The sequence below is a fragment of the Gardnerella sp. c11Ua_71 genome (genome assembly GCF_055818025.1).
Genome location: NZ_JARFVR010000006.1, coordinates 19,681 through 41,007 on the forward strand (window position 1 = coordinate 19,681; position 21,327 = coordinate 41,007).

Genomic DNA, 21,327 nt, shown 5'->3' on the forward strand with positions numbered 1-21,327 from the left:
AAAGGAACAACATGCCAAACATTAATCAAAACAGCATGCAGAATCACAATGGTAAGGATCTTAAAGACAAAAAGGCTAAAGAGTTACGCCAGCAAACTATTGTTGGAATCGTTGTTGTGGTTATTTTACTTGGCATGATTGCTGCGATTGGCATTACGGCTCTTAATGCAAACAATATGGAAAATCAAAAGAAAATTGAGCAGGCTCAACAAGCAAGACGCGCTGTTAAAAAACTTACGACTAACCAAAAGCCTAAGTACGCTAACAACGAGGGCGGAATTTTAATCAGCAAAAACGGCTATGGAACAACAGTTGAGAATGCTCCAACCATTGCAGTTTATGCTGATCCACTATGCCCTGGGTGCGGTAATTTTAATCGCGATTCCGATCAAATGCTTATTGCCATGATGAAGGCTGGTCAGATTAACCTTGAGATTCACCCAATGTCATTCTTAGATCGAATTTCTAGCGACCACTATTCAACACGTGTAACTGGCGCAATCGCATACATTTCGTCTAACGACGACAATCCTTTGCATTTGCTTCAATTTATTAACAACATTTTTGCTGAAGATTTCCAGCCAGAAGAAGGCGATGATTATAAACCTGTAAGCAATGAAAAGCTTATTGAACAGGCAGTTAAGGCTGGAGTTAGCAAAGAGGTAGCAAGTAAAGCGTTTGATAGGAATTATCTCGCTTGGCAAGACGCTATTAATTCCGATACTCCAAATCGTAAAGCTTTGTGGAATGTTAGCGGACAAAATAAGGGAGCTATGACAACTCCTACAACTACTATCAACGGGAAACTTCTTGATATGGTTGAAGTTAGCAAGAAGAAGCTTAGTACACCAGATGCAATTCTTAAGTCTATTGGGTTAGACAAATCTAAGGTTGGAGTTGAAGGTGTTATGCCAAAAATAACTGACAAAGATCAGCCAAATCCTATTGACTAGTTCTTGTTGATTAGTGTTTCAGCGCAAACAAGTTGCATTTTGGCATTGGGTGCTGGTACACTAATCAATGTTTTGCGCGCAAGCTAGTTATTGCACGCAGAGACGTGCCTCCTTAGCTCAGATGGCCAGAGCGGCCGCCTTGTAAGCGGCAGGTCGCCGGTTCGATCCCGGCAGGAGGCTCTGTTTTATTCTTCTACTTGTTAAAATACGATCGTTAATAGTGTTAAGTTGAAGGCTTTTGGCAATTTTAGTAAAATTTGCATTAAAGGGTTAGAATTAAAGCAAATACGTTTATAGATTTGTCGTATGATAATTTATAAAAAGTAAGACTTATTCATCATAAAACATAAAATAAAAACTTACAAAAGATTTGCATTGTAGACTTTGCTTGAGTAAGTTCTCGGAAATCTTCCCCCAACTCAGGATTTCCGAGTAAGAGGGTGGAGCGTCCCCCAACCAGCTCCTCCTCTACGGGGGCGGGAACAATCCCCTTCTCTCCCGCCCCCATTTTTATGATAGATTTCATCAACATTTAGAAGCTTTTAGCTCAGTTGCGAGCATTATATATAATTAAAGTTCAGTTTTACTTTGGAAGTGAGGTTGAATGGCACGCAGATGGACGCCTCAGAGGTTTGTTGTAATGAGAAGAATACGCATCCTTGTATGCGTTTTGGCTCTTATTATCTCAAGCACTGGGATTTTTACTCTTTCTGCGCGCAAATCTGTAGCTCTAATTGTCAATGGTAAAACAAGAATTGTCACAACCTATGCGTCTACTGCACAAAGACTTCTGCAGGAACAAAAAATACCCGTTAAAACGCATGATCAAGTTATTAGTACTTCGGGAGAAATTCTTGCAGATCACACAACTGTAACTGTTAGGAGCGCTTACCAAACTTCTGTAACAGTAGATGGCATAACAATACCATTTTGGACTGTTGCAACCAGCGTAGATCAACTAATTGGATTCTTCCAAGCAAATGCAGATCATGCTGCAAAAATCACAGTAAATTTGCAGAATATTTACGACAAACTCACTGGAGGATTGTCTATTAACAAAAAAGGACCTGTAGAGGTTATTTGCGATGGCAAATCTAGGATAGCGCCAGATGGAACACTTCCAGCAAGTTCTATTCTCGATTCTCTAGGAATCGTTTTGGGAAAAGAAGATAGAGTTACCGTAAGCGAAAATGGATCACAAACCGTATTACGCATTCTTCGCGTAACTCATGGAAAAGAATCTAGAAATGTCATCGTTCCTTTTAACACTAGAACGATAAATGATCCAAATTTGCCATCTGGAGTGAGAGTTGTTAGACAATCTGGAATAAATGGCGAGCGAACAGATTTATACAATGTGACTTATGTTGATGGTAAAGCAGAAAGCTCTGTATTAATAAAACAAAACGTGATTACTCCTACAACAGATCAGATTGTTGCTGTAGGTAGCAAACCTAATTATCAAGCCCCTAAGCAGAATAAGCAAAGTAGTAACAACACTAACGGAAAGACTTCACAAAAACCTTCTAGCAATACTAATTTGAATAAAACTAACACTAAACAAGAAATAAAACCACAAGAATCTAAAAAACCTTCTCAAAATAGTCAATCCCAACAAAGTGTGCAAAATTCTCAAAACCATAACAATAGTAATTCACAAAATCAGCATCAATCTAATGCGAATAATCAGCAAAATCCTTCTTCCTCTTCTCAAACACAAGCACCTGCAGCATCACAGCCAGCATCACAAACGCCAGCTCCCGCTCCTGCAGCCCCACCAGCACCTGCTCCACCAGCCAACAATCCCAATGGCATGGTTCACGCCACTCCTGAGCAAGCAAAGCTATATGCTCAAGCTGCATGTGCTCAAATTGGTTGGACTGGTGCAATGTGGGAAGATCTTGTTAATTTGTGGACAAGAGAATCTCACTGGCGTTGGAACGCAGAAAATAAAAGCTCTGGCGCATACGGAATACCACAATCTCTTCCAGCAAACAAAATGGCGAGCGCAGGAGCAAATTGGCACGAAGATGCATCAATACAAATAACGTGGGGAATTAATTACATTAAAAGCAAATACGGGGATCCTAGCGAAGCATGGAAGCATTCAGAAAAGTTTGGATGGTATTAAAGTTTGGATGGTATTAAATTGACACAAAATAATATTAGTGAGCAAGAAGGCTCTCTTCTTGGAGCCGCTGACATTCGTAGGATTGCAGCAGAAGAGGGTATTACTCCTACTAAAAAATTCGGTCAAAATTTCGTTATTGACCCTGGTACGGTTAAGAAAATCGTTACTGCGTCAAAAATTAATTCAAACGATTTTGTTATGGAAGTAGGCCCTGGTCTTGGCTCTCTTACACTTGCGATTCTTCAAGCTGGCGCAAATCTTACGGCTGTAGAAATAGATCCTCCGCTTGCTAAACGTTTGCCGAGTACCGTTAAAGAATTTATGCCTAACGCCTTAGAACGATTTAATGTGATTCTTAAAGACGCGCTCGAATTAAACGCTCAAGACGTTCCCAATTTAGCAAATGCAAAACACTTTACTCTTGTTGCTAATCTTCCTTATAACGTTGCAACCCCTATTATTCTTACACTTCTTGAAAAGTTTAATAATCTTACAAGTTTCCTTGTAATGGTTCAAAAAGAGGTGGCAGATCGCCTCTGCGCTCAACCAGGCACAAAAACATATGGAACTCCAAGTGTAAAGTTGGCTTGGTATGGCGAATCTCAAAAAGCTGGTTTAATTGGTAGAAATGTATTCTGGCCTGCTCCAAATGTTGATTCTGCTCTCGTTTATTTTGAAAGAAATAACGAGATAAGAGAAGATGAACAAGAGCGAGAAAAAGTGTTTAAAATTATTGATGCAGCGTTCCAACAGAGAAGAAAAACACTGCATTCTGCTCTTAAAGGCATTATTTCTAATGAATCGTACGATATTGCCGGAATAGACCCAACTAGGCGTGGAGAGACCCTTACATGCGCAGAATTCTTGGCTCTTTATAAAGCTTCGCAGATATGAATTATTTTTAAAAACACAGTCATACATAGTAAGTAAAATTGCTAGTATTGTTTTGTGTATAAAACATTATGATTTATGCATAATTGCAAGTCTCGTACAATAAGATACGCAACAGAAACATAGTACAGATCGGAAGTTAGCATGACGCAATTTTACGACGAGCGGCTGGCGCGCAGAGAGTTCATGTATCAAAAGAAACGATTTGTACTTACTACTGTTGGAATTTGTGTTGGAGCAGCGTTTCTTCTTGCTGTTCTAGTGCAATGCCATGTATTTGGTATTGCTGCCCCTAAAACTCCAGAAATCGACCCAAATTATGGAGTTCAAGCGCCTTGCCCTACAAAAAATAAAGATGAGAATAAGGCTACTTATATCGATAATCGTGCTGTTCCTATTCGAGTACTAAACGGAACAAAATTCCGTGGATTCGCAAGAGCGGTAGGAGAAGGACTACGAAACCGCGGTTTTAACCTGATTGAAGTTGGAAATAGCGAAAAAAGTGTAAAACGCACAACAATCTACTTTGGTAAGAAATCAATTAATGAAGCTTATACTTTAGCTGCTAACTTTAAAGACGCTATTTTGCGAATGGACGATAGACAAGATAAGCTAATTGACGTGGTTTTAGGCGTAACATTCAACAATCTTAAACCTAAGACTGATGTTCCTGCAGCAGGTGCAACAATAGTTGAAATAAAAGGATGCGCTGATTTTAACTCTATGAAAAATCTTCCAAAATCCGCAAATCATAATCCAGTTCAATAAGTTTTATTCAACAACATGATGTTAAATAAAGCAAAATAAAGTTAGAATAATAAAACTTTACTTATTTAAGCTACTTATTTAAGCTGGAATACCATTTCTTTAATTCCTCAACAGCAATATCGTGATCTACTGGACCGTTATCAAGGCGATAATCCAACATATGCTTATATGCTTTACCAACAATAGGACCAGGTTTCAAATCAAGCAATTGCATAATCTCATTGCCATCTAGGTCTGGACGAATCGCGTTAAAATCTTCCTGCTTTTTAAGCTCTTTAACTCGCTCTTCCATCTCATCCATAGCCTGCTCAAACATCAGCGATTTACGCTTGTTCTGTGTAGTTGCATCCGCGCGGGTTAGACGATTTAATCTCTCATACAAGTGTCCTGAATCCTTAACATATCTGCGTACAGCAGAATCAGTCCAAGGCTCGTCAACATATCCATGGAATCGCAAATGCAGATTCACAAGCTCGCTTACATCATCAATAATATGATGATCAAAATGAAGAGCTTTCATGCGTTTGCGAGTCATTTTAGCTCCAACAACATCATGATGGTGGAAACTTACTTTTCCGCCTTCTTCAAATTTTCTAGTACGAGGTTTGCCAATATCATGCAAAAGAGCAGCAAGTCTCAAAGTCAAATCGGGTCTAGGAACCGCGCCTTCGTTATCTGTTTCTAATGCTATTGCTCGTTCAAGAACCATCATTGTATGCTCAAAAACATCCTTATGCCTGTGATGTTCGTCAATTTCTAAGCGCAATGCAGGAATTTCTGGCAAAACCCTATCTGCAATACCAGACTCGACCATAGCTTCAATACCAGCACGAGGATTAGCAGAAAGCAGCATTTTTGTTATTTCATCGCGGACGCGCTCTGCAGAAACAATATCCAACCTAGAAACCATATCTAAAATAGCTTCTGCAGTATTTGCTTCAATAGTGAAACCAAGTTGAGCAACAAAACGAACAGCACGCATCATTCTTAAAGGATCATCGTCAAAAGATTGACGAGGATCTACTGGAGTACGCAGAATACCTTTTGCTAAATCATTCGCTCCACCGAATGGATCTACAAATTCCAAATCTGGAACACGCAAAGCCATTGCGTTCACAGTAAAATCACGCCTAGAAAGATCACCTTCCAAAGTATCGCCATATTTTACTTCTGGTTTCCTAGAATCTGGCTCATAGTCATCACATCGGTATGTTGTTATCTCGACTTTTACTTCTGTTCCGTCTTTTCTGCGACGCACAGCTCCAAGCGTGCCAAATTTTCGACCCATATCCCAAAAGCCATCGTGCCCCCAACTCCTAAGAATATGCTCAAATTCTTCTGGTTTGGCAGAAGTGCAAAAATCAAGATCGTGCGACGTTCTATGCAACAACATGTCTCGTACAGGACCGCCTACAAGAGCCAGCTCATAATTATGTTTAGCGAATAATCTACCCAACTCCATGGCTTCAGGCCAAACTTCAAAGTTCACAGACACGCTTGGAAACACCCTTTCAACAAAAATCAAACTATATTCCAGCATACCGTTACCCCAATGCACAGCGGATTGAGTAAGGTGGAGTGTATGGTTACCCCAGCAGACTTAAGACGCATGCTCGCCAGAGCCTCGGATAATCATGCCCAAAATACGCCAGATATTCGAGTTACACCACTTGATATCGCTAGAATGAAAAGCAAAATACAGCCTCAACAGGCAGAAGAAGACGAGTCAATTTTCGTTGATATTTCAAGCTTTTCGAGCGATTATCACGTTGAAAATATTCATGTTGATATAACGGAATCTCGCCAACAAATAACATCATTAGAGGCACCTTCTCCAGCTTTAATGCCTCAGAGAAGAGTTAACGACGGTCCTAAAACTTTTGCCTCTTTAGATGCTCAAGACTTACCTATTGTGAGAGAATATTCCGCTGGAGGACTAGTTTTTGACACCCTTGGGCGTGTCGCGATTATAGCTCGTCATTCAAGAAGTGGGCATATGGAATGGTGCTTGCCGAAGGGTCATATAGAAAAAGGCGAAACTCCTCAGCAAACAGCTGTTAGGGAAATTCATGAGGAAACTGGAATTCTTGGAGAAGTAGTGGATTCTATTGCTACTATTGACTACTGGTTTACTGGAACAAGTCAACGTGTGCATAAGCTAGTTCATCATTTTGCTTTGAAATATGTTAGTGGAGAACTATCTGTTCTTGGAGATCCAGACCATGAGGCAGAAGATGCAATTTGGGTGGATTTCAAAGAGCTTAATGATGTTTTAAGCTATCCTAATGAACGCAAGATAGCGTGGATGTACGCTAAAAAGGCAAATAGGCGGTCTAATCGTGATTAATGTGATTGATTTTGCAAACAACCAATTACGGGAGTTACAAAAAGTCACTAATAAAATCGCCCGTAAAATGTTTTATTTTAAAAATCCTATTCAATTTTGTTTTAAATTTAGTATTACTTTAATTCTTGTAGTACTTTTGCTTGCTATTACACCGCTTTATTGTGTTTCAAATACAGCTTTTGCTTACGAATCATCGCAGAATACAAGCCATTTATCTAACGTTAATCAAGCTTCTGTAAAATATTACGAATCTTATAATTCCAAGGATAAGGGTATTTCTTTACAAATAGTTAAATCAACTTCAATTCTTACAGACAAAAGCGGATACCATATAACCATTTTGGTTAAAAATACTGGTTCTCAAGATTTTCCAGATGGAAAAATTCAGGTTGCATTTAACCCTTGGTACACGTTTATGTCTAGGACTGATTTGCAAAAATGGAGTCAAGCCGAGTCCAGAATCCCTACTCCTCAGCTAATTGGCGAAGTTAGCGTTCCAGCTCTTGCTCGTGGCAAATCTTATAACGCGCAAATTGATGTTGACTCAAACAGCCCTAATCTTTCTAACATCCTTTATTGGGGACCAAAGCCTCTTTCTGTAACGTATTCTTCATCGGATTTTAAGCATTATTCTTCTGTAAAATCGTTTGTAACACGAGCAAATATTGGCGTTAAAAACATACAAACACCTCCGATTAATGTCACATTGCTTATTCCTATAGTCGCTAAAGCATCTGACTGGCGTTATGAAATTAACAAGCAGAATATTTCTCCTTCGATGAATATTCCACCTAGCGAATCTAATATTGTTTCTAAAGAGGAATCTAAAGCAGATACTAAAAAAGAAAATTCGGACAAAACTAACACAAAAACGGTTGCTGGCGACTCTTCCCAAGTAAACAAAGATTTAAACCAATTTAAAGACAATAGAAAAATAAGGTTAAGCAAAAAGAGCATAAAGCATATTGCTTCTTTGATATCTCTTGCACAAAAGCATCCTCGATTACAAACGATAGCAGATTTAAATACTCTTAAATCTTCTGGAATTAGCTTCACTCCTTCTGCATTTATGCAAAATAACGGTTTTGACATAAGTAAATATGCTGAAACAAGTAATTCTTCTTACTACCAATCATCTGGGATTGACGCTGAGTCTTGGAGTGAAGAATCGTCAATTCCAAAAGATCATACAGGTAAAGCGCCAAAATTCGAGTCATACGCTTTTCAAACAGGCGGAAAATGGACCTTAAAGGCACTAGAACAGGCTAAAAGCAATGGTTATAAGACCGTTGTGGCAACAAACGGATTTGATGCTTTAGCGCACCGTTTTGCAGTTAAGAATGGCGTGTATGACGTTCAGACTTCTTTTGGAAACGTAAAAGTGCTTTCCTCGCAAGAAACTCTTAGTGATTTGGCAAACGAAAAACCAACAAGTAGTAGGTCAACTGGCGAAAACACTAATGCTGGAAAACTAAACAGGATTATTGCTCAAAGCGCGTTTTATCAGATGGAACAACCGTATTCTTCAAGACACTTGCTTATAACATTCCACCAAGATACGCCATCTTCTTATATCGATTCTGTTATAAGCAATTTGGAAAAATCTCCGTGGATTTCCCTGCTAGATTTAAGATCTTTATCTAACGCAAAATCTTTTTCTAAAGAATATCTTGGGTACAATCCAGTTCCTAAAGATAGTGCGATATCAAACGAATCTATAATCAATAGAAAGTCAATTCTAAATCAACTATCTTCAGATAGAGAAAACATTAAACAGTTCATAAGTGATATTCTTGACCACGGTGAATTAAATAATCATCACGTTAATGAGTCAGATGTTCAATCTCTTGCAAAACAAAACGCAAAACTGAAAATTAACCAGAACAGCAATATTTGGAGTAAGAATCTTCTTAAACTTTTTGATGCTATGGCTCAACGAGAAGTAAATGATAGTAGACCAAATAATGTTGATTCTAAAGGCACTCATAATCTATCCAAAATTTTAATTTCTGGAATACATATTATTCCTCCAAAAGATGTAACGCTTGTAAGCGAAACAGCAACAATGCCGATTACGATCAGCAATACTAATCCATACCCTGTTAGCGTATATCTTACTTCTTACACTAATTCAATGGAGATAGTAACTCCTAGAAAAACTCCAGTTAAGATTGCTGCAAATAGTGAAACACAAATTATTCTGCCACTTAGATCTACAACTTCTAGTAAAGCTAGAGCAATTTTCGGACTAGAAGATAGAAGCCATCGCGCTTTCTACAATCATAAAGAAACAATGATTACAAGCACGCTGCAAATCAGCGATAAAAGCGGTACGATTATTATAATATTTGCCTTCGCGCTTGGAATTTTAGGGCTTTGGAGGCAGTTCCACCGTAAAAAGGATCCAGACGAATGAATTCAGTAGGCCGCAACTCAATCATAATGGCAAGCGGCACGGCAGCTTCAAGAATAACTGGTCAGGTTAGAACTATATTACTTGCTGCAGCCCTTGGTACTACAGGTCTAGCAGCTAATGCATATCAGGCTGGGTCCATGATCCCTCAGCTTATTTACACTCTTGTGTCTGGTGGCATTTTCAATGCTGTTTTAGTCCCACAAATCGTTAAAACTCTGGAAAAACAAGATGCAAAAGATAGGTTAAATAAGCTTATAACCTTTGCGATTATTCTGCTTTTAGGCGTAACCGCTTTAATGGCAATTGCCACACCTGTTTTAACATGGCTCTATGTTGGATCAAACCAATCCATGATTGCTCTTACTAACGCTTTTACGTTATGGTGTATGCCTCAAATATTTTTCTATGGACTTTACACCGTGCTCGGTCAAGTTTTAGCCGCAAAAGGCAAGTTTGCAATGTATGCGTGGAGTTCCGTTGCAGCAAATATCGTCAGTTGCGTGGGCTTCGGCGTTTTTATTGCAATTTTTGGCAGAGCAAGCAGGCAGCCAGTGGGTTTTTGGAACAACACTACTATGCTTCTTACTGCAGGATTTTGGACTTTGGGTGTTGCAGCTCAGGCGCTTGTTTTATTTATTCCTCTTAGAAAAATCGGATTAAAATACAAACCAAGTTTCGGCATTAGCGGCATTGGTTTGCGTTCAATGGGCCCTGTTGCAGCATGGAGTTTTGCAATAGTGGCTGTTAGTCAGCTTTCTACAATGGCAACTACTCACATAACTACAAGCGCTCCTTCTGTAGCAGAAAAAACGTTGGGGTTAAGTCAATTTGATGTTGCTGGAAATGCTACTTTTCAAAACGCATACACAATGTTTATTCTTCCTTATTCGCTTATCGCTGTGTCGGTTGCTACCGCTGTTTTCCCTAAAATTTCTAGATCAATAACAAACCATGATTTATCAACAGTTCGTGCAGATTTAAGCTCTTGTCTTAGAAATGTAAGCATTTTAATGTGCTTCTTTAGTGTTGCTTTTATTGTGATTCCAATGCCTATATCTTTGGCTCTTTTACCTTCAATCAGCATAAAAGAAGCGTATCTTATGGCAAATCCGCTTATGATGCTTTCGCTTGGATTGCCTTTATCTAGCGCGTATTTGATTATTCAACGCACATTCTACGCTTTTGAAGATGGCAAACATCCGTTTATGTTTTGTGCAGCACAATTATTTGTGGAACTTATTATTGTATTTTCTTGCATACAATTCCTTCCGCCAAACTATTGGGTTACCGCTTTAGCTGCAGCCGCATCTTTTAGTTATATTCTCACTTTTCCTTCGCTTGTTAAAATGATTAGATCTCGTTTTAACAACGATTTAGACGATAAGCAGCTTGTTATTACGCATCTAAAGGTGCTTGCAGCTTCTATAGTATCTATTCTTGTTGGAATTTTGTTTAGAGAATTTATTTACAAATGGATTTCTTTAGATTCACCAAACCTCCATGGTGTTAGTCGTTGGTTGCTTGCGATTTTTGTTTGTGCAATTATCACCATTATTTTGGCGATTATTTACATATCTATCTTGTTACTTTTAAGAACGAGTGAACTGGCAGGTCTTATTAATCCAATTCTTAGAAGAATCGGTGTAAAACTGCCATTTTTGTTGAATCTTGAAAACATCAATAAAAGCAAGTTAAATAATAAACAGACTAATCATAGTGAAAATAATAAGAATGCACATACTAGGATTATTAGATCGAAAATAAATCAACACAGTGAGCGATAATTAAATCAAGATAATTAAATGCAGTAACTCAGGGCGTTTCACTAGATTCTACAGTTACAATAATTTGTGGGATTTATTATGTAACGCATTATTATTCATTACTCATGTAGGAAGACGGGGAGTAGATGAAACCTCAGTTGGGAGATATTATACTTGATCGCTACGCTTTAGTATCACCTTTGCGCGAAGAAGCGGGTCTTCAAGCATGGCATGCTAGCGATCGTATACTTGCTCGCGATTGTCAGCTTTTTATAGTACGTGATTCTCGTTTTCTTCCAGAAGTCAACACTATATCTTCTACTCTTGCTCTGTCCAGAATACGCAAATTTACGCCAGTTTTGAAGCTTCATCATATAGATGATGTCGCTATTATTATAACCGAGCTGGATTCTGGAGTAACTTTAAGCGATTATATGAAGCTACATAGTTCAACACTTAGCTATGAAGCAATACGTTCCATAGTTGCAGAAACAGCTAATGCGCTTAGTAAACTGTTAGCAGATGGAATAACACACTATGCTATTTCTACGAATACCGTAAGGCTTACTGATTCTGGAGTAGAACTGGCAGATGCTCCGATAAGCCCTCTTTTAAAAGATGTGACTATTGAAGATGAAAAGCCAAAAAAGTCAGCAGAAGATGGGGAGTCTGCTGTAGAGTCTGCCGACGAAGGTTCAGGTAACGATTTTAACCATCCTAAAGCTCAAAATAAGAGCATAGAAAATATTGCTACGCATCAACTTTCAGCATTGCTATATGCTCTACTAACTAGAACAAATTACACTCAGAATAATTCTGTATTTAATCTTTCTAGGCTTACAGATGGAGTGCCTAGTGAATTTTCTATGATTTGTAGAAGAGGACTTTCTTCTACAGAAGATTCCAATATTATACCTATGGCATCAATAGGAGAGCTATTAGCATTACTTGGATCTTATACTCCTGTTAGAAAACTTTCTGATAAAGATATTATTTTTGATAAAACTACAAGTAAAGCCTCCGTTCAAAATGCGTTATTGCTTCCAGAAGACGATAAAAATCTTCTTGATTTTCCAGAAGGATTAGCCCAAAATGAGGACTTGCTCGAAAATAAATTATCAGAACAGGAGTCCAATAACAGTCTTGACTCTGTTGAGAAACTAGATGATAGTAAACAGGGTAAATCCAATAAAAATGCTGGTTTTACAGGCGGATTGTCTGCAGCAGGAGCTGGTTTAAAAAATGCTGGAAGAACTATAGGAGCATTAAGCGCTCTTCTTAAAAGAAACAATAAGAACGATTTAGATAATAATTCAGATTCTTCTACAGAAACTGACTCTACTGGAACAGATTATGACTTCCATGATATTGCTGCCGCAGAAATGGCTAATATTTTAGCACCTACGGAACTTGATGCAGATGATTCTATATTCCACAACCTATCTTCCACATACACAAGTTTTCCTAGTTATTCAGAAAGCAAGTCTTCTGATGCGTTAAATAATGAAGAAGCAGAAAAATATAACAATATAGAAAACGAATCAGATTCTAAAAACGATTATTCACAAAAAGATAATTTAGCTTCCCCATTAATGCCTAGAAGATTTGATTTTGAAGACCTTCTCACAGATAACACTAAACACACTGAGCTGATGTCTAGACCACAAAGTTTACCTTTGGAAGCAGAATCAACAGGTAGGGTTCCAGTTGTAGATAGTAATGGGCGTTTTATTGCTCCTGGAGAAGAATCTGCACGCGCTTTGCGTGAAGAAGAGTTGGAAAATGGTGACTATGAAGATTATGATGGCGGTTCTTTAAAGTCATCTTATTCTTCAATGCCTCCTAGTTTCCAGCCTCATGAGCGTCAGGAATCTCTGGAGTCCAAAAAGAATTCTGGGCAGAATGGCGTGGATATAGCAGACGCAAAAATTTTTGGCGGTATTTCAACAAAGGTTCTTGCAATCAGTGTTGTTGCAATATTGGTTGTAGTGGTATTCGCATTATCTTTGCATAGTCTTTTTAATTCTCATGATGCTCCTTCTAGTTTTACAAAATCTAACTCGTGGGATTCTCAAAGCGTAGAAAATGTTCCTTTTGGAAGTCAAGGTGTTCTTCCAGAAGATAAAAGTGATTCGTCTAAGAATAAAGCAAAATCTGATTCCAATGCTGTTTCTAAGGCTGATGCAAACGCAAAGAAAGACAAATTAAATAAAGAAAACAAATCAAATAAAAGTAAGCATAAAAAACTTAATAAGAGTAAGAAGGTAAAGCAGGTTCCAAAACCTAAAATGCCTACTAACACTACGCCTTATCCTATAGATGTACAACAATTCTTGGATTACACGGCTAACCAGAGAGGTTATGGCTATTACATGCATTTGGCTCAACCTCAAGAAGCATATCGTTTTGTTGTTTCAATTCGTTCTTCTGGAGGACATGGTTATTTGATTGCGAATTCTAAAAATGATCCTAGTGCTGGAGATAAAGTTGCTGATTTTACCTTTGATGCCAGTGGTGTAACAGATGTAAAGTTCAAAAAACCTATTACGGCACAAGACTTTATTTTGTGGGTTCCAGAGGACTCTATGCCTCAAAACAGCCTATACATTAATTACGTAAAAATTTACTAAATTTTATTAAGATTATTGAGAATATTAGGAATATTTTATGGAAAAACTAAACAAAAAAGTAATAATTATTGGCTCTGGCCCTGCGGGTTATACTGCGGCATTGTATTTAGCACGCGCAGGCTACACTCCTTTGGTCATTGCTGGAGCATTAACTCCTGGTGGACAACTCATGAACACTACAGAGGTTGAAAATTATCCAGGATTTGTAGATGGAATACTTGGACCAGATTTAATGGAAGCTATGCAAAAGCAAGCAGAAAAATTTGGAGCACAAATTATATTAAACGATGTCGTGTCTGTAGATTTTAAGGACGATTTGAAGACAGTTACAACAGACGATGGAGAAACTTATACAGCAAATGCAGTAATCATTTCTACAGGCTCGCAAGTGCGAAAATTGGGGGTTCCTGGAGAGCAAGAATACTCTGGACGAGGTGTTTCTTATTGTGCAACTTGTGATGGATTCTTCTTTAGAGGAAAACCAATCGTTGTAGTTGGCGGAGGCGATTCAGCTTTTGAAGAGGCATTGTTCCTAACTAGATTTGGTTCTTCTGTAACATTGATTCATAGGCGCGATTCATTCCGTGCTTCTAAAATCATGATTGATAGAGCTCGCAAAAATGAGAAGATTAAATTTGTTTTAAACTCTGTTGTTCAATCAATAAATGGTTCCAATGAAGATGCTCAGTCTGTAACTGTAAAAAATGTTGTAACTGGAGAAACTCAAGATATTGAAGCATCTGGTATTTTCGTTGCTATTGGTCATCTACCATCAACCTCATTCTTAAATAACTCTATAGCTCTTAACGAAGATGGAACTATTTCAGTACAGGGTGCATCTACTAAAACATCTATTCCTGGTATTTTTGCTGCAGGAGATGTGGTAGATAGCGTTTATAGGCAAGCAATATCTGCAGCAGGAATGGGCTGCCGCGCTGCTCTTGATGCTCAAGCTTATTTAAATGATTTAAGCGAATAATAAATTATGTTCCACGTGAAACAAAAAGCTTCAATGAATTACTTTAAAAGTAATTCATTGAAGCTTTTCAGTTTGTATTATGTTAATTTATGTTGCTAATCTTTTTTGTTTACTAAAATGTCAAAAATCCTTTGCATTTCTTCTGGAGATGAAAATACAATTTCGATTCTTCCATGGTTTTCTGTGCCCTTAATTGCAACTTTTGTAGAAAATATATTCTCAAGTTGTTTTCTAATAGGAGAATGCGCCCACTTATTATTTCTTTGAACCCTATTTCTCTTAGAAGACTCATCACTATTGTCTACTCTAATAGACACAATCTCTTCAGTACTTCTAACAGATAAGCCTTCTGCAATTATTCGTTTTGCCAATGATTCCATTTCTTCAGATGTAGGCAAAGCAAGAAGTGCGCGAGCATGACCTGCAGAAAGAACACCAGATGCAACATGCTTTTGCACGCTAGCTGGAAGATTTAACAGACGTAAAGTGTTTGCTATTTGCGGACGTGATTTAGACACAGATTTTGAGAGTTGAACCTGTGTTAATCCAAAATCATCAATCATCTGAGCATACGCTGCAGCTTCTTCTAAAGGATTTAAAGCAACTCTGTGCAGATTCTCCAAAAGAGCATCTCTAAGCATATTCTCATCAGAAGTTGTTCTAACAATTGCTGGAACTTTTTTAAGACCAGCTAATTGAGTTGCTCTCCATCTGCGCTCACCCATTATTAATTCATAATGAGCATTATGCGTATCCTCTTGATCTATGTTATTAATTTTTCGCACAACAATAGGCTGCAAAACTCCAACTTCTTTGATTGATGCAGCTAATTCTTGAAGCTCTTCTTCATCAAAAATCGTACGCGGCTGGTGAGCATTTGGAACAATATCAGTTGGATCTAAATATGCTAAATAGCCGCCTTCAACAGGTTTTAATTCTTTATTTTCCGCGTTGTGTTTTTCATCAATTGTTTTATTAAAAATTTTCTTTTCTTCAGTTTTTTGTTTTGAAGACACAAACGTTTTAGACGCAGAATCACCAAAGAAAAAGTCAATTGGTCTAGTTACATCGTCAATTGATGGCATAGAAGATCGCTTTGACGAATGCTTATTTTTATTAGCAATCGGCGGCACTGTTTCACGTGAAACGGTGGTTTTTTGAACATTATTTTGACCTTCATGTGGAGAAATTGCTTTATCAATACTAGGAACTTTAGTTTCACGTGAAACATCGTTAAAAACATCTTTTTGTATTAATGTTTCATGTGAAACATTTTCATTATTTTTTGCCTCAGCATTAACAAGAGCATTTTCCCCAGGTAGTGCAGGAAATAGCGCCCCTAACCCTTTGCCTAAACGAGATTTAGTTGTACTCATTATGCATTACCCTCTCTTTTAGCGTCAATTACAGCTAAAATAGCATCAGACTTATTTGCTATCTCTAACGCAGCTTCCCTATACGACACTGCTCCAGTTCCGTGTGGATCATAAGTTATAACACTTTGATTAAAACTTGGTGCTTCTGGTATTTTGACAGTTCTTGGAATGGTAGTATTTAGAACAATATTTGGATAATGGTTTTTAACTTCTTGAAACACTTCTCTACCAAGAAGAGTTCGCTTATCAAACATCGTTACTAACATTGTTGAAACAACCAGCGTAGGATTGTAATGTTGTTGCACTAATCCAATTGTCCTAATGAGTTGTCCTAATCCTTCTAGTGCATAATATTCAGCTTGAATTGGTATTAGCATTTCATGAGCAGCACACATCGCGTTAATTACCAAAAGACCTAGAGATGGTGGACAATCAATAAACACATAATCGTAGTGCTCATTATTATTGCCAAGAAACTCATTAACAGCATTTTTAAGAAGATTATTTCGATCTTCCATCTGCGCAACTTCTAGTTCTGCTCCACTTAAATCAATAGAAGCAGGAACAACATCAAGTCCTTCAATATCTGGGCAAGTTTTCTTTACTTCAGCAATAGTTTTTCTTCCCTCGATAACATCATAAACAGAGGGATCTGCTGAAGAATGAGGTATATTCATAGCTGTGGAAGCATTACCCTGAGGGTCCATGTCAATCAACAAAACTTTTGAACCACCAATAGCCATAGCTGCAGATAAATTTACAGCCGAACTGGTTTTGCCAACACCACCCTTTTGATTCGCAACAGCAATAAATCGCGTTTCTTTAGGCTTAGGAAAAACTACCCCATCAATGGCATGAAATCGGCTTGATATATTAGCCAATTCACTACCTAAGGAAGATCCAGAATCTCCAAAAATACGCTTAATCGTATCTTCAGCTGACTCCACCATAACTTCATCCACCCCCGACCACCTATGGGAAAATTACCATAATTTAACCAATTTAAACCTTAGTATTTTCAAGTTTCGTTTCTTCTATGGACATAAAACACAGCAAAAAGAGCACAAGTTTCACGTGAAACACGTGCTAAATATAAAGGAAAATGACGAAAGATAGAAAACAAAATAAACTATATTATACGTATTTTATACAAACATTTTTACATAAAAATATTTGTTTCACGTAAAACACTGGAAGATTAAAGTTTCACGTGAAACGAATTATTTTATATGTAATTAATAATATGAATTATGCTTTGTCAACTAATACAACAGTCGTAGATTGAAGACCATTTGCAACAGGAGCATCAACAACCCTAGGATTCACACCCTTCGCTTTTTTGATCATTTTTGCGGCTTTCTCAATTTCAGCCTGGGCAGATTTTCCCTTTAACGCAATCAGTTGACCATGCGTATTTAATAGAGGGATAGTCCACCCTGCTAGTTTTGTCATAGGTGCTACAGCTCTACACGTTACAACGTCAAACGGTGATATATCATGAGATTTTATTTTTTCAATAATTTCATCTGATCTTCCGTGAAAAATAGTGACATTGTCTAATCCCATAAGTTCTACACATTCTTTTAGCCAAAGAACGCGTCTTTCCATAGGTTCAATTAATGTTACATCACAATCAGGCAAACATGCTGCTATAACAATACCAGGGAATCCACCACCACTTCCTACGTCTGCTATAGATTTTTTCTTAGACTTTTTAATAGCTTCCTTAATAAAAGGAACAACAGCTGCAGAATTTAATATATGTCTTTCCCAGAGAATACTCATATCTCTAGGTCCAACTAATCCTCTCAGCAAGCCCTCTTTTTGAAGTTTCACGTGAAACATCTTACATTTATCAAGAGCATCACCTAAAACTTCGCTTAGCAATGGTGAATTTTCTAATTCATCAATTGTCTCTTGAGTATTATCGTTATTATCTTTATTTAAATTTTCTTCCATACTTCCCCGCGCTTATCAAATAAAAAGTAACACAATAAAACATTTTTTGTTTCATTGTGTTACTTTTATAGTGTTTCAACAGCCTCGTGCAATCATGAAAATTGCAAAATCTTAAATCAGTCTTCTATATACTCTTCATCTACGTCAACAGCTATATCATCAAGATCTTCGTCTTCAACTGCACTTACAGGCATATAAACGGTTACATAACGATGTGGTTCTTCTCCATGAGACCTAGAACGCAGACCCTCATCTCGCACAGTGTCATGAATTACTTTACGTTCAAATGAATTCATCGGCTTCAATTCAACTGGATCCCCAGTCTCACGAACCTCATCAACAGCATCCAAAGCAATATCACGCAAATGCTGACGCTTACGCTTAAGGAATCCATCAACATCAACAATTAAATGAGATCTCTCACCAGTTTTTTGTTGAATAGCTAATCGGCTAAGCTGCTGCAATGCGTCAACAACTTCTCCATCCCTGCCAATCAAATGCTTAATATCGGAATCATCATCCGCAACAATCTGAATCATCGGTCTATTGTTACGAACACCCATTTCAATATCGCCCTCATAATCAGCAATATCTAGAAGTCCTTCTAAGTAATCGGCAGCTATATCAGCTTCCTCATTGAGCTGGTCAATGCTTCTAGTTTCGTCTTGCGCCATTTACATACTCCTTAATTGCAATAAATGTCAAGAATCACAATTCTGTTTACAAGTGTAACTGAAGATAAATCCAAAATTACCTACTTGTTTATTCACATATTTTTATCTATTTATTTTTTCGCTTACGCGTAGGCTGCTTACGTTGAAACCCTTCGGCTTCTCTACGCTTAGCTTCTTCGCGAGCTTTTTGAAGCTTTTCTTCTTCAATAGATGGCAATCCTTCACGTTTACGACGTTCGGATTCATTCTTATAATCTCGTTTTTCTTTTTCCTCCGCAGCTGGAGAACCTGGAGTTGGGAAAGCATATACCTGCCAAATAGAGCGAAGCATATTCATAATGTTGTTTACAAGCCAATAAACAAGCATTGCAAATGGAAGAGCGAATGCAGAGAAAACGTAGATTAATGGGAATCCCCACATCATAAGTTTTTGCATCGTATACTGGGGACCCTGCTTCGATTCTGGCGGAAGATTCTTACGAATATTGTTAAATTGCATGTACCACATTGCAGCACACATCAATATAACAAAGATTACAATAACAACTTTTCCGCCCGCTTGAACCGTCATAAACGTGTCGGAAACACCAACGCCAAACACATGAGTTTTAACAAATTGCTGTGCTGTAGCAACATCAAAAGCACCAAGAGCAGTATGCTTGCCTCTAGCAATAAATGGTATAACGGAAAGCGTGTACCAAATACTCATAAACGCTGGACCTTGAATCATCATTGGCAGGCAGCTTCCTGCAGGATTTGCGTTGTTTTCTTGATACAGCTTCATCATTTCTCGCTGCATGGCTTCTTTGCTAGCAGGATCGCTTTTACCCTTATACTTTTGCTGAATTTTCTTCATTTTAGGAGCGATTGCTTGCATATTGCGCATACCTTTAATGCTTTTTATAAAGGCAGGGAATATGCACGCGTGCACAACAAGCACAAGGAAAACGATTGAAAGTACCCAAGAGAATCCAATTTCATTCATCCCAATAAGAACAAATAGCTTGTGGAAAAGTGACATTACTTGAGTCATAAGCCATTCAACTGGCGTAAGGATTTTATAAAACCATCCCCAAATTCCGTTATCAAGTAAGAAATGATCTTGATTAAACATTAGTTATCCTTGTCTTCGTCAGCCAAGGGAGTTAACCGTGGCTCTTCATGCGCTTTAGACCAGGCGCAACGATAAAAAATTGAATATTTTCGTGGTACGTCGTCAATACTGCAGCTAGTCCATGGTCTACAGCGCAACAGACGTAAAACGGCTAGAATACCACCCTTAAACGCCCCATAGCGGCTAACGGCTTCTATAGCGTATCTTGAGCACGTTGGATAATAACGACAGCAAGCAGGTCTTTTGGCAGAAATCACGCGTTGATACCAGCGAATCGCTTTTATAATCAAATTCGCTACAACACTATTTCTACCGCTCATGATTCATCACTGCTCCTGCGAGCTTGCTTTACTATCACTATCTTCGCTAGTTTTTAAGCACATAGTTTGCATGAATTGATTTTGATCTTGAAGATTTTTAGCTATTTTGCCGAAAATCTTTTTGATTTGCTCATTCAACGAATCAAACGAAGATTGTGCAGCAGTAGGTTTTGCACGCAATACTACATCGCAACCATATGGAAGCAACGACTCGTGCTCTTTTGCTATTACCCTAAAACGTCGTTTTACCTTATTTCGAATAACAGCTTTTCCAACTGATTTAGATACAGCAAGACCTAACCTTAAAGCAACATCATTTTTTTGAGGTTGCTTTAAGGTATCACAAAATGCCGCGGGAGTGTTTTCAAAACCCGTGGCAATATCATCTGGACTTACTTTTCTGTCTTCGTTAAGCGCGTCTAATACGGTTACACATACACGCATATCATAATGCGCGACTATATCCCGTGAACACACTTTGCGTCGTTTTTTGAGCACCGCGACAAAATCGCGATGGCTTTTCAGCCTATCCATGCTTTACGACGCGTCCCAGCTCAGGCAGAAAGTGTCTTGCGGCCCTTGGCACGACGACGGTTAATCACTGCGCGACCAGCACGCGTACGCATGCGGACGCGGAAGCCGTGCTTCATGTGACGACGACGGTTGTTAGGCTGGAATGTCCTCTTCATAACTAACGCTCCTGTATTTAGCCATGCAAAAGCATGGCTCCGTATGAGTCAAGCTATACCAAATTACTATCACCCCTCACCAAGAACTAAAATTTTATTAATTATCGTGTTCTAAATAGGACTTTTAGAATAATTCTTATTCTCTAAATAACTTTATAAATCTATTAAAAAACGTAAATAATTCGTCTTAAAATCGTTGGAAAATGTGGATTACTAAGTTTTACATTATCCACAAATTACACACATGTTATTAACATACAAGTATTTTCAACACGCTAGGCTGTGGATAACTTCTTAGGGTCGGAGTAAACATATTC

18 protein-coding genes and 1 tRNA gene are annotated in these 21,327 nt (G+C 38.1%); 10 read left to right on the forward strand and 9 right to left on the reverse strand.

Annotated elements, in window-relative coordinates:
• Positions 1-11 precede the first annotated feature (11 nt).
• The 5 genes from P0106_RS05890 (at position 12) to P0106_RS05910 (ending at position 4,743) form a co-directional block, all read left to right on the forward strand.
• Entirely contained in the window at positions 12-953 is a 942-nt protein-coding gene (locus tag P0106_RS05890; protein ID WP_004114060.1) for a DsbA family protein, read from the forward strand.
• A 106-nt stretch (positions 954-1,059) separates the two neighbouring features.
• A tRNA-Thr gene (locus P0106_RS05895) sits at positions 1,060-1,133 on the forward strand.
• A gap of 424 nt (positions 1,134-1,557) precedes the next feature.
• On the forward strand, positions 1,558-3,084 hold the full coding sequence (locus P0106_RS05900; protein ID WP_449270897.1) for an aggregation-promoting factor C-terminal-like domain-containing protein: 1,527 nt from the start codon (positions 1,558-1,560) through the stop codon (positions 3,082-3,084).
• 3 nt (positions 3,085-3,087) lie between these two features.
• Positions 3,088-3,978: a 16S rRNA (adenine(1518)-N(6)/adenine(1519)-N(6))-dimethyltransferase RsmA gene (gene rsmA, locus P0106_RS05905; protein ID WP_449270898.1), complete on the forward strand. Its 891-nt coding sequence runs from the start codon at positions 3,088-3,090 to the stop codon at positions 3,976-3,978.
• Positions 3,979-4,119: 141 nt separating this feature from the next.
• Complete coding sequence (locus tag P0106_RS05910; protein ID WP_009993929.1) at positions 4,120-4,743, forward strand: LytR C-terminal domain-containing protein; 624 nt, start codon at positions 4,120-4,122, stop codon at positions 4,741-4,743.
• 70 nt (positions 4,744-4,813) lie between these two features.
• Here P0106_RS05910 and P0106_RS05915 read toward each other — a convergent pair whose 3' ends face one another.
• Positions 4,814-6,283 (reverse strand): CCA tRNA nucleotidyltransferase, encoded by a 1,470-nt coding sequence (locus P0106_RS05915; protein ID WP_004114050.1) that lies wholly within the window; start codon positions 6,281-6,283, stop codon positions 4,814-4,816.
• Positions 6,284-6,325: 42 nt separating this feature from the next.
• On the opposite strand from P0106_RS05915, the gene P0106_RS05920 reads away from it, so the two are divergent.
• The 5 genes from P0106_RS05920 to trxB all read left to right on the forward strand — a co-directional run bounded on the left by P0106_RS05920 (position 6,326) and on the right by trxB (position 14,878).
• Positions 6,326-7,090: an NUDIX domain-containing protein gene (locus P0106_RS05920; protein ID WP_004114048.1), complete on the forward strand. Its 765-nt coding sequence runs from the start codon at positions 6,326-6,328 to the stop codon at positions 7,088-7,090.
• Positions 7,083-9,506, forward strand: a complete 2,424-nt coding sequence (locus tag P0106_RS05925; protein WP_415691103.1) for a DUF6049 family protein — start codon at positions 7,083-7,085, stop codon at positions 9,504-9,506. The genes P0106_RS05920 and P0106_RS05925 overlap by 8 nt, the downstream gene beginning before the upstream one ends.
• Entirely contained in the window at positions 9,503-11,290 is a 1,788-nt protein-coding gene (murJ, locus tag P0106_RS05930; RefSeq protein WP_020760296.1) for a murein biosynthesis integral membrane protein MurJ, read from the forward strand. The genes P0106_RS05925 and murJ overlap by 4 nt, the downstream gene beginning before the upstream one ends.
• Before the next feature lie 125 nt (positions 11,291-11,415).
• Positions 11,416-13,899, forward strand: a complete 2,484-nt coding sequence (locus tag P0106_RS05935; protein ID WP_004137677.1) for a protein kinase family protein — start codon at positions 11,416-11,418, stop codon at positions 13,897-13,899.
• A 37-nt stretch (positions 13,900-13,936) separates the two neighbouring features.
• Positions 13,937-14,878 carry a thioredoxin-disulfide reductase gene (trxB, locus tag P0106_RS05940; RefSeq protein ID WP_004114045.1) on the forward strand — a complete coding sequence of 314 codons (942 nt, stop codon included), beginning with the start codon at positions 13,937-13,939 and terminating at the stop codon, positions 14,876-14,878.
• 95 nt (positions 14,879-14,973) lie between these two features.
• Here the strand turns inward: trxB and P0106_RS05945 are convergent, their stop codons facing one another.
• The 8 genes from P0106_RS05945 to rpmH all read right to left on the reverse strand — a co-directional run bounded on the left by P0106_RS05945 (position 14,974) and on the right by rpmH (position 21,010).
• Positions 14,974-16,254 (reverse strand): ParB/RepB/Spo0J family partition protein, encoded by a 1,281-nt coding sequence (locus P0106_RS05945; protein WP_101886667.1) that lies wholly within the window; start codon positions 16,252-16,254, stop codon positions 14,974-14,976.
• Entirely contained in the window at positions 16,254-17,204 is a 951-nt protein-coding gene (locus tag P0106_RS05950) for a ParA family protein (protein WP_174160350.1), read from the reverse strand. The genes P0106_RS05945 and P0106_RS05950 overlap by 1 nt, the downstream gene beginning before the upstream one ends.
• A gap of 298 nt (positions 17,205-17,502) precedes the next feature.
• A complete protein-coding gene (gene rsmG, locus P0106_RS05955; RefSeq protein ID WP_004114039.1) occupies positions 17,503-18,213 on the reverse strand; it encodes a 16S rRNA (guanine(527)-N(7))-methyltransferase RsmG in 711 nt (236 codons plus the stop codon).
• Between the two features lie 116 nt (positions 18,214-18,329).
• Complete coding sequence (locus P0106_RS05960; protein ID WP_004114037.1) at positions 18,330-18,887, reverse strand: Jag family protein; 558 nt, start codon at positions 18,885-18,887, stop codon at positions 18,330-18,332.
• Between the two features lie 106 nt (positions 18,888-18,993).
• On the reverse strand, positions 18,994-20,001 hold the full coding sequence (gene yidC, locus P0106_RS05965; RefSeq protein WP_004114035.1) for a membrane protein insertase YidC: 1,008 nt from the start codon (positions 19,999-20,001) through the stop codon (positions 18,994-18,996).
• Complete coding sequence (yidD, locus tag P0106_RS05970) at positions 20,001-20,321, reverse strand: membrane protein insertion efficiency factor YidD (RefSeq protein ID WP_016827106.1); 321 nt, start codon at positions 20,319-20,321, stop codon at positions 20,001-20,003. Before yidD ends, yidC begins: the two co-directional genes overlap by 1 nt.
• 6 nt (positions 20,322-20,327) lie before the next feature.
• On the reverse strand, positions 20,328-20,855 hold the full coding sequence (gene rnpA, locus P0106_RS05975; protein ID WP_004120215.1) for a ribonuclease P protein component: 528 nt from the start codon (positions 20,853-20,855) through the stop codon (positions 20,328-20,330).
• A 20-nt stretch (positions 20,856-20,875) separates the two neighbouring features.
• A complete protein-coding gene (rpmH, locus tag P0106_RS05980) occupies positions 20,876-21,010 on the reverse strand; it encodes a 50S ribosomal protein L34 (protein WP_004114029.1) in 135 nt (44 codons plus the stop codon).
• Positions 21,011-21,327: the final 317 nt, after the last annotated feature.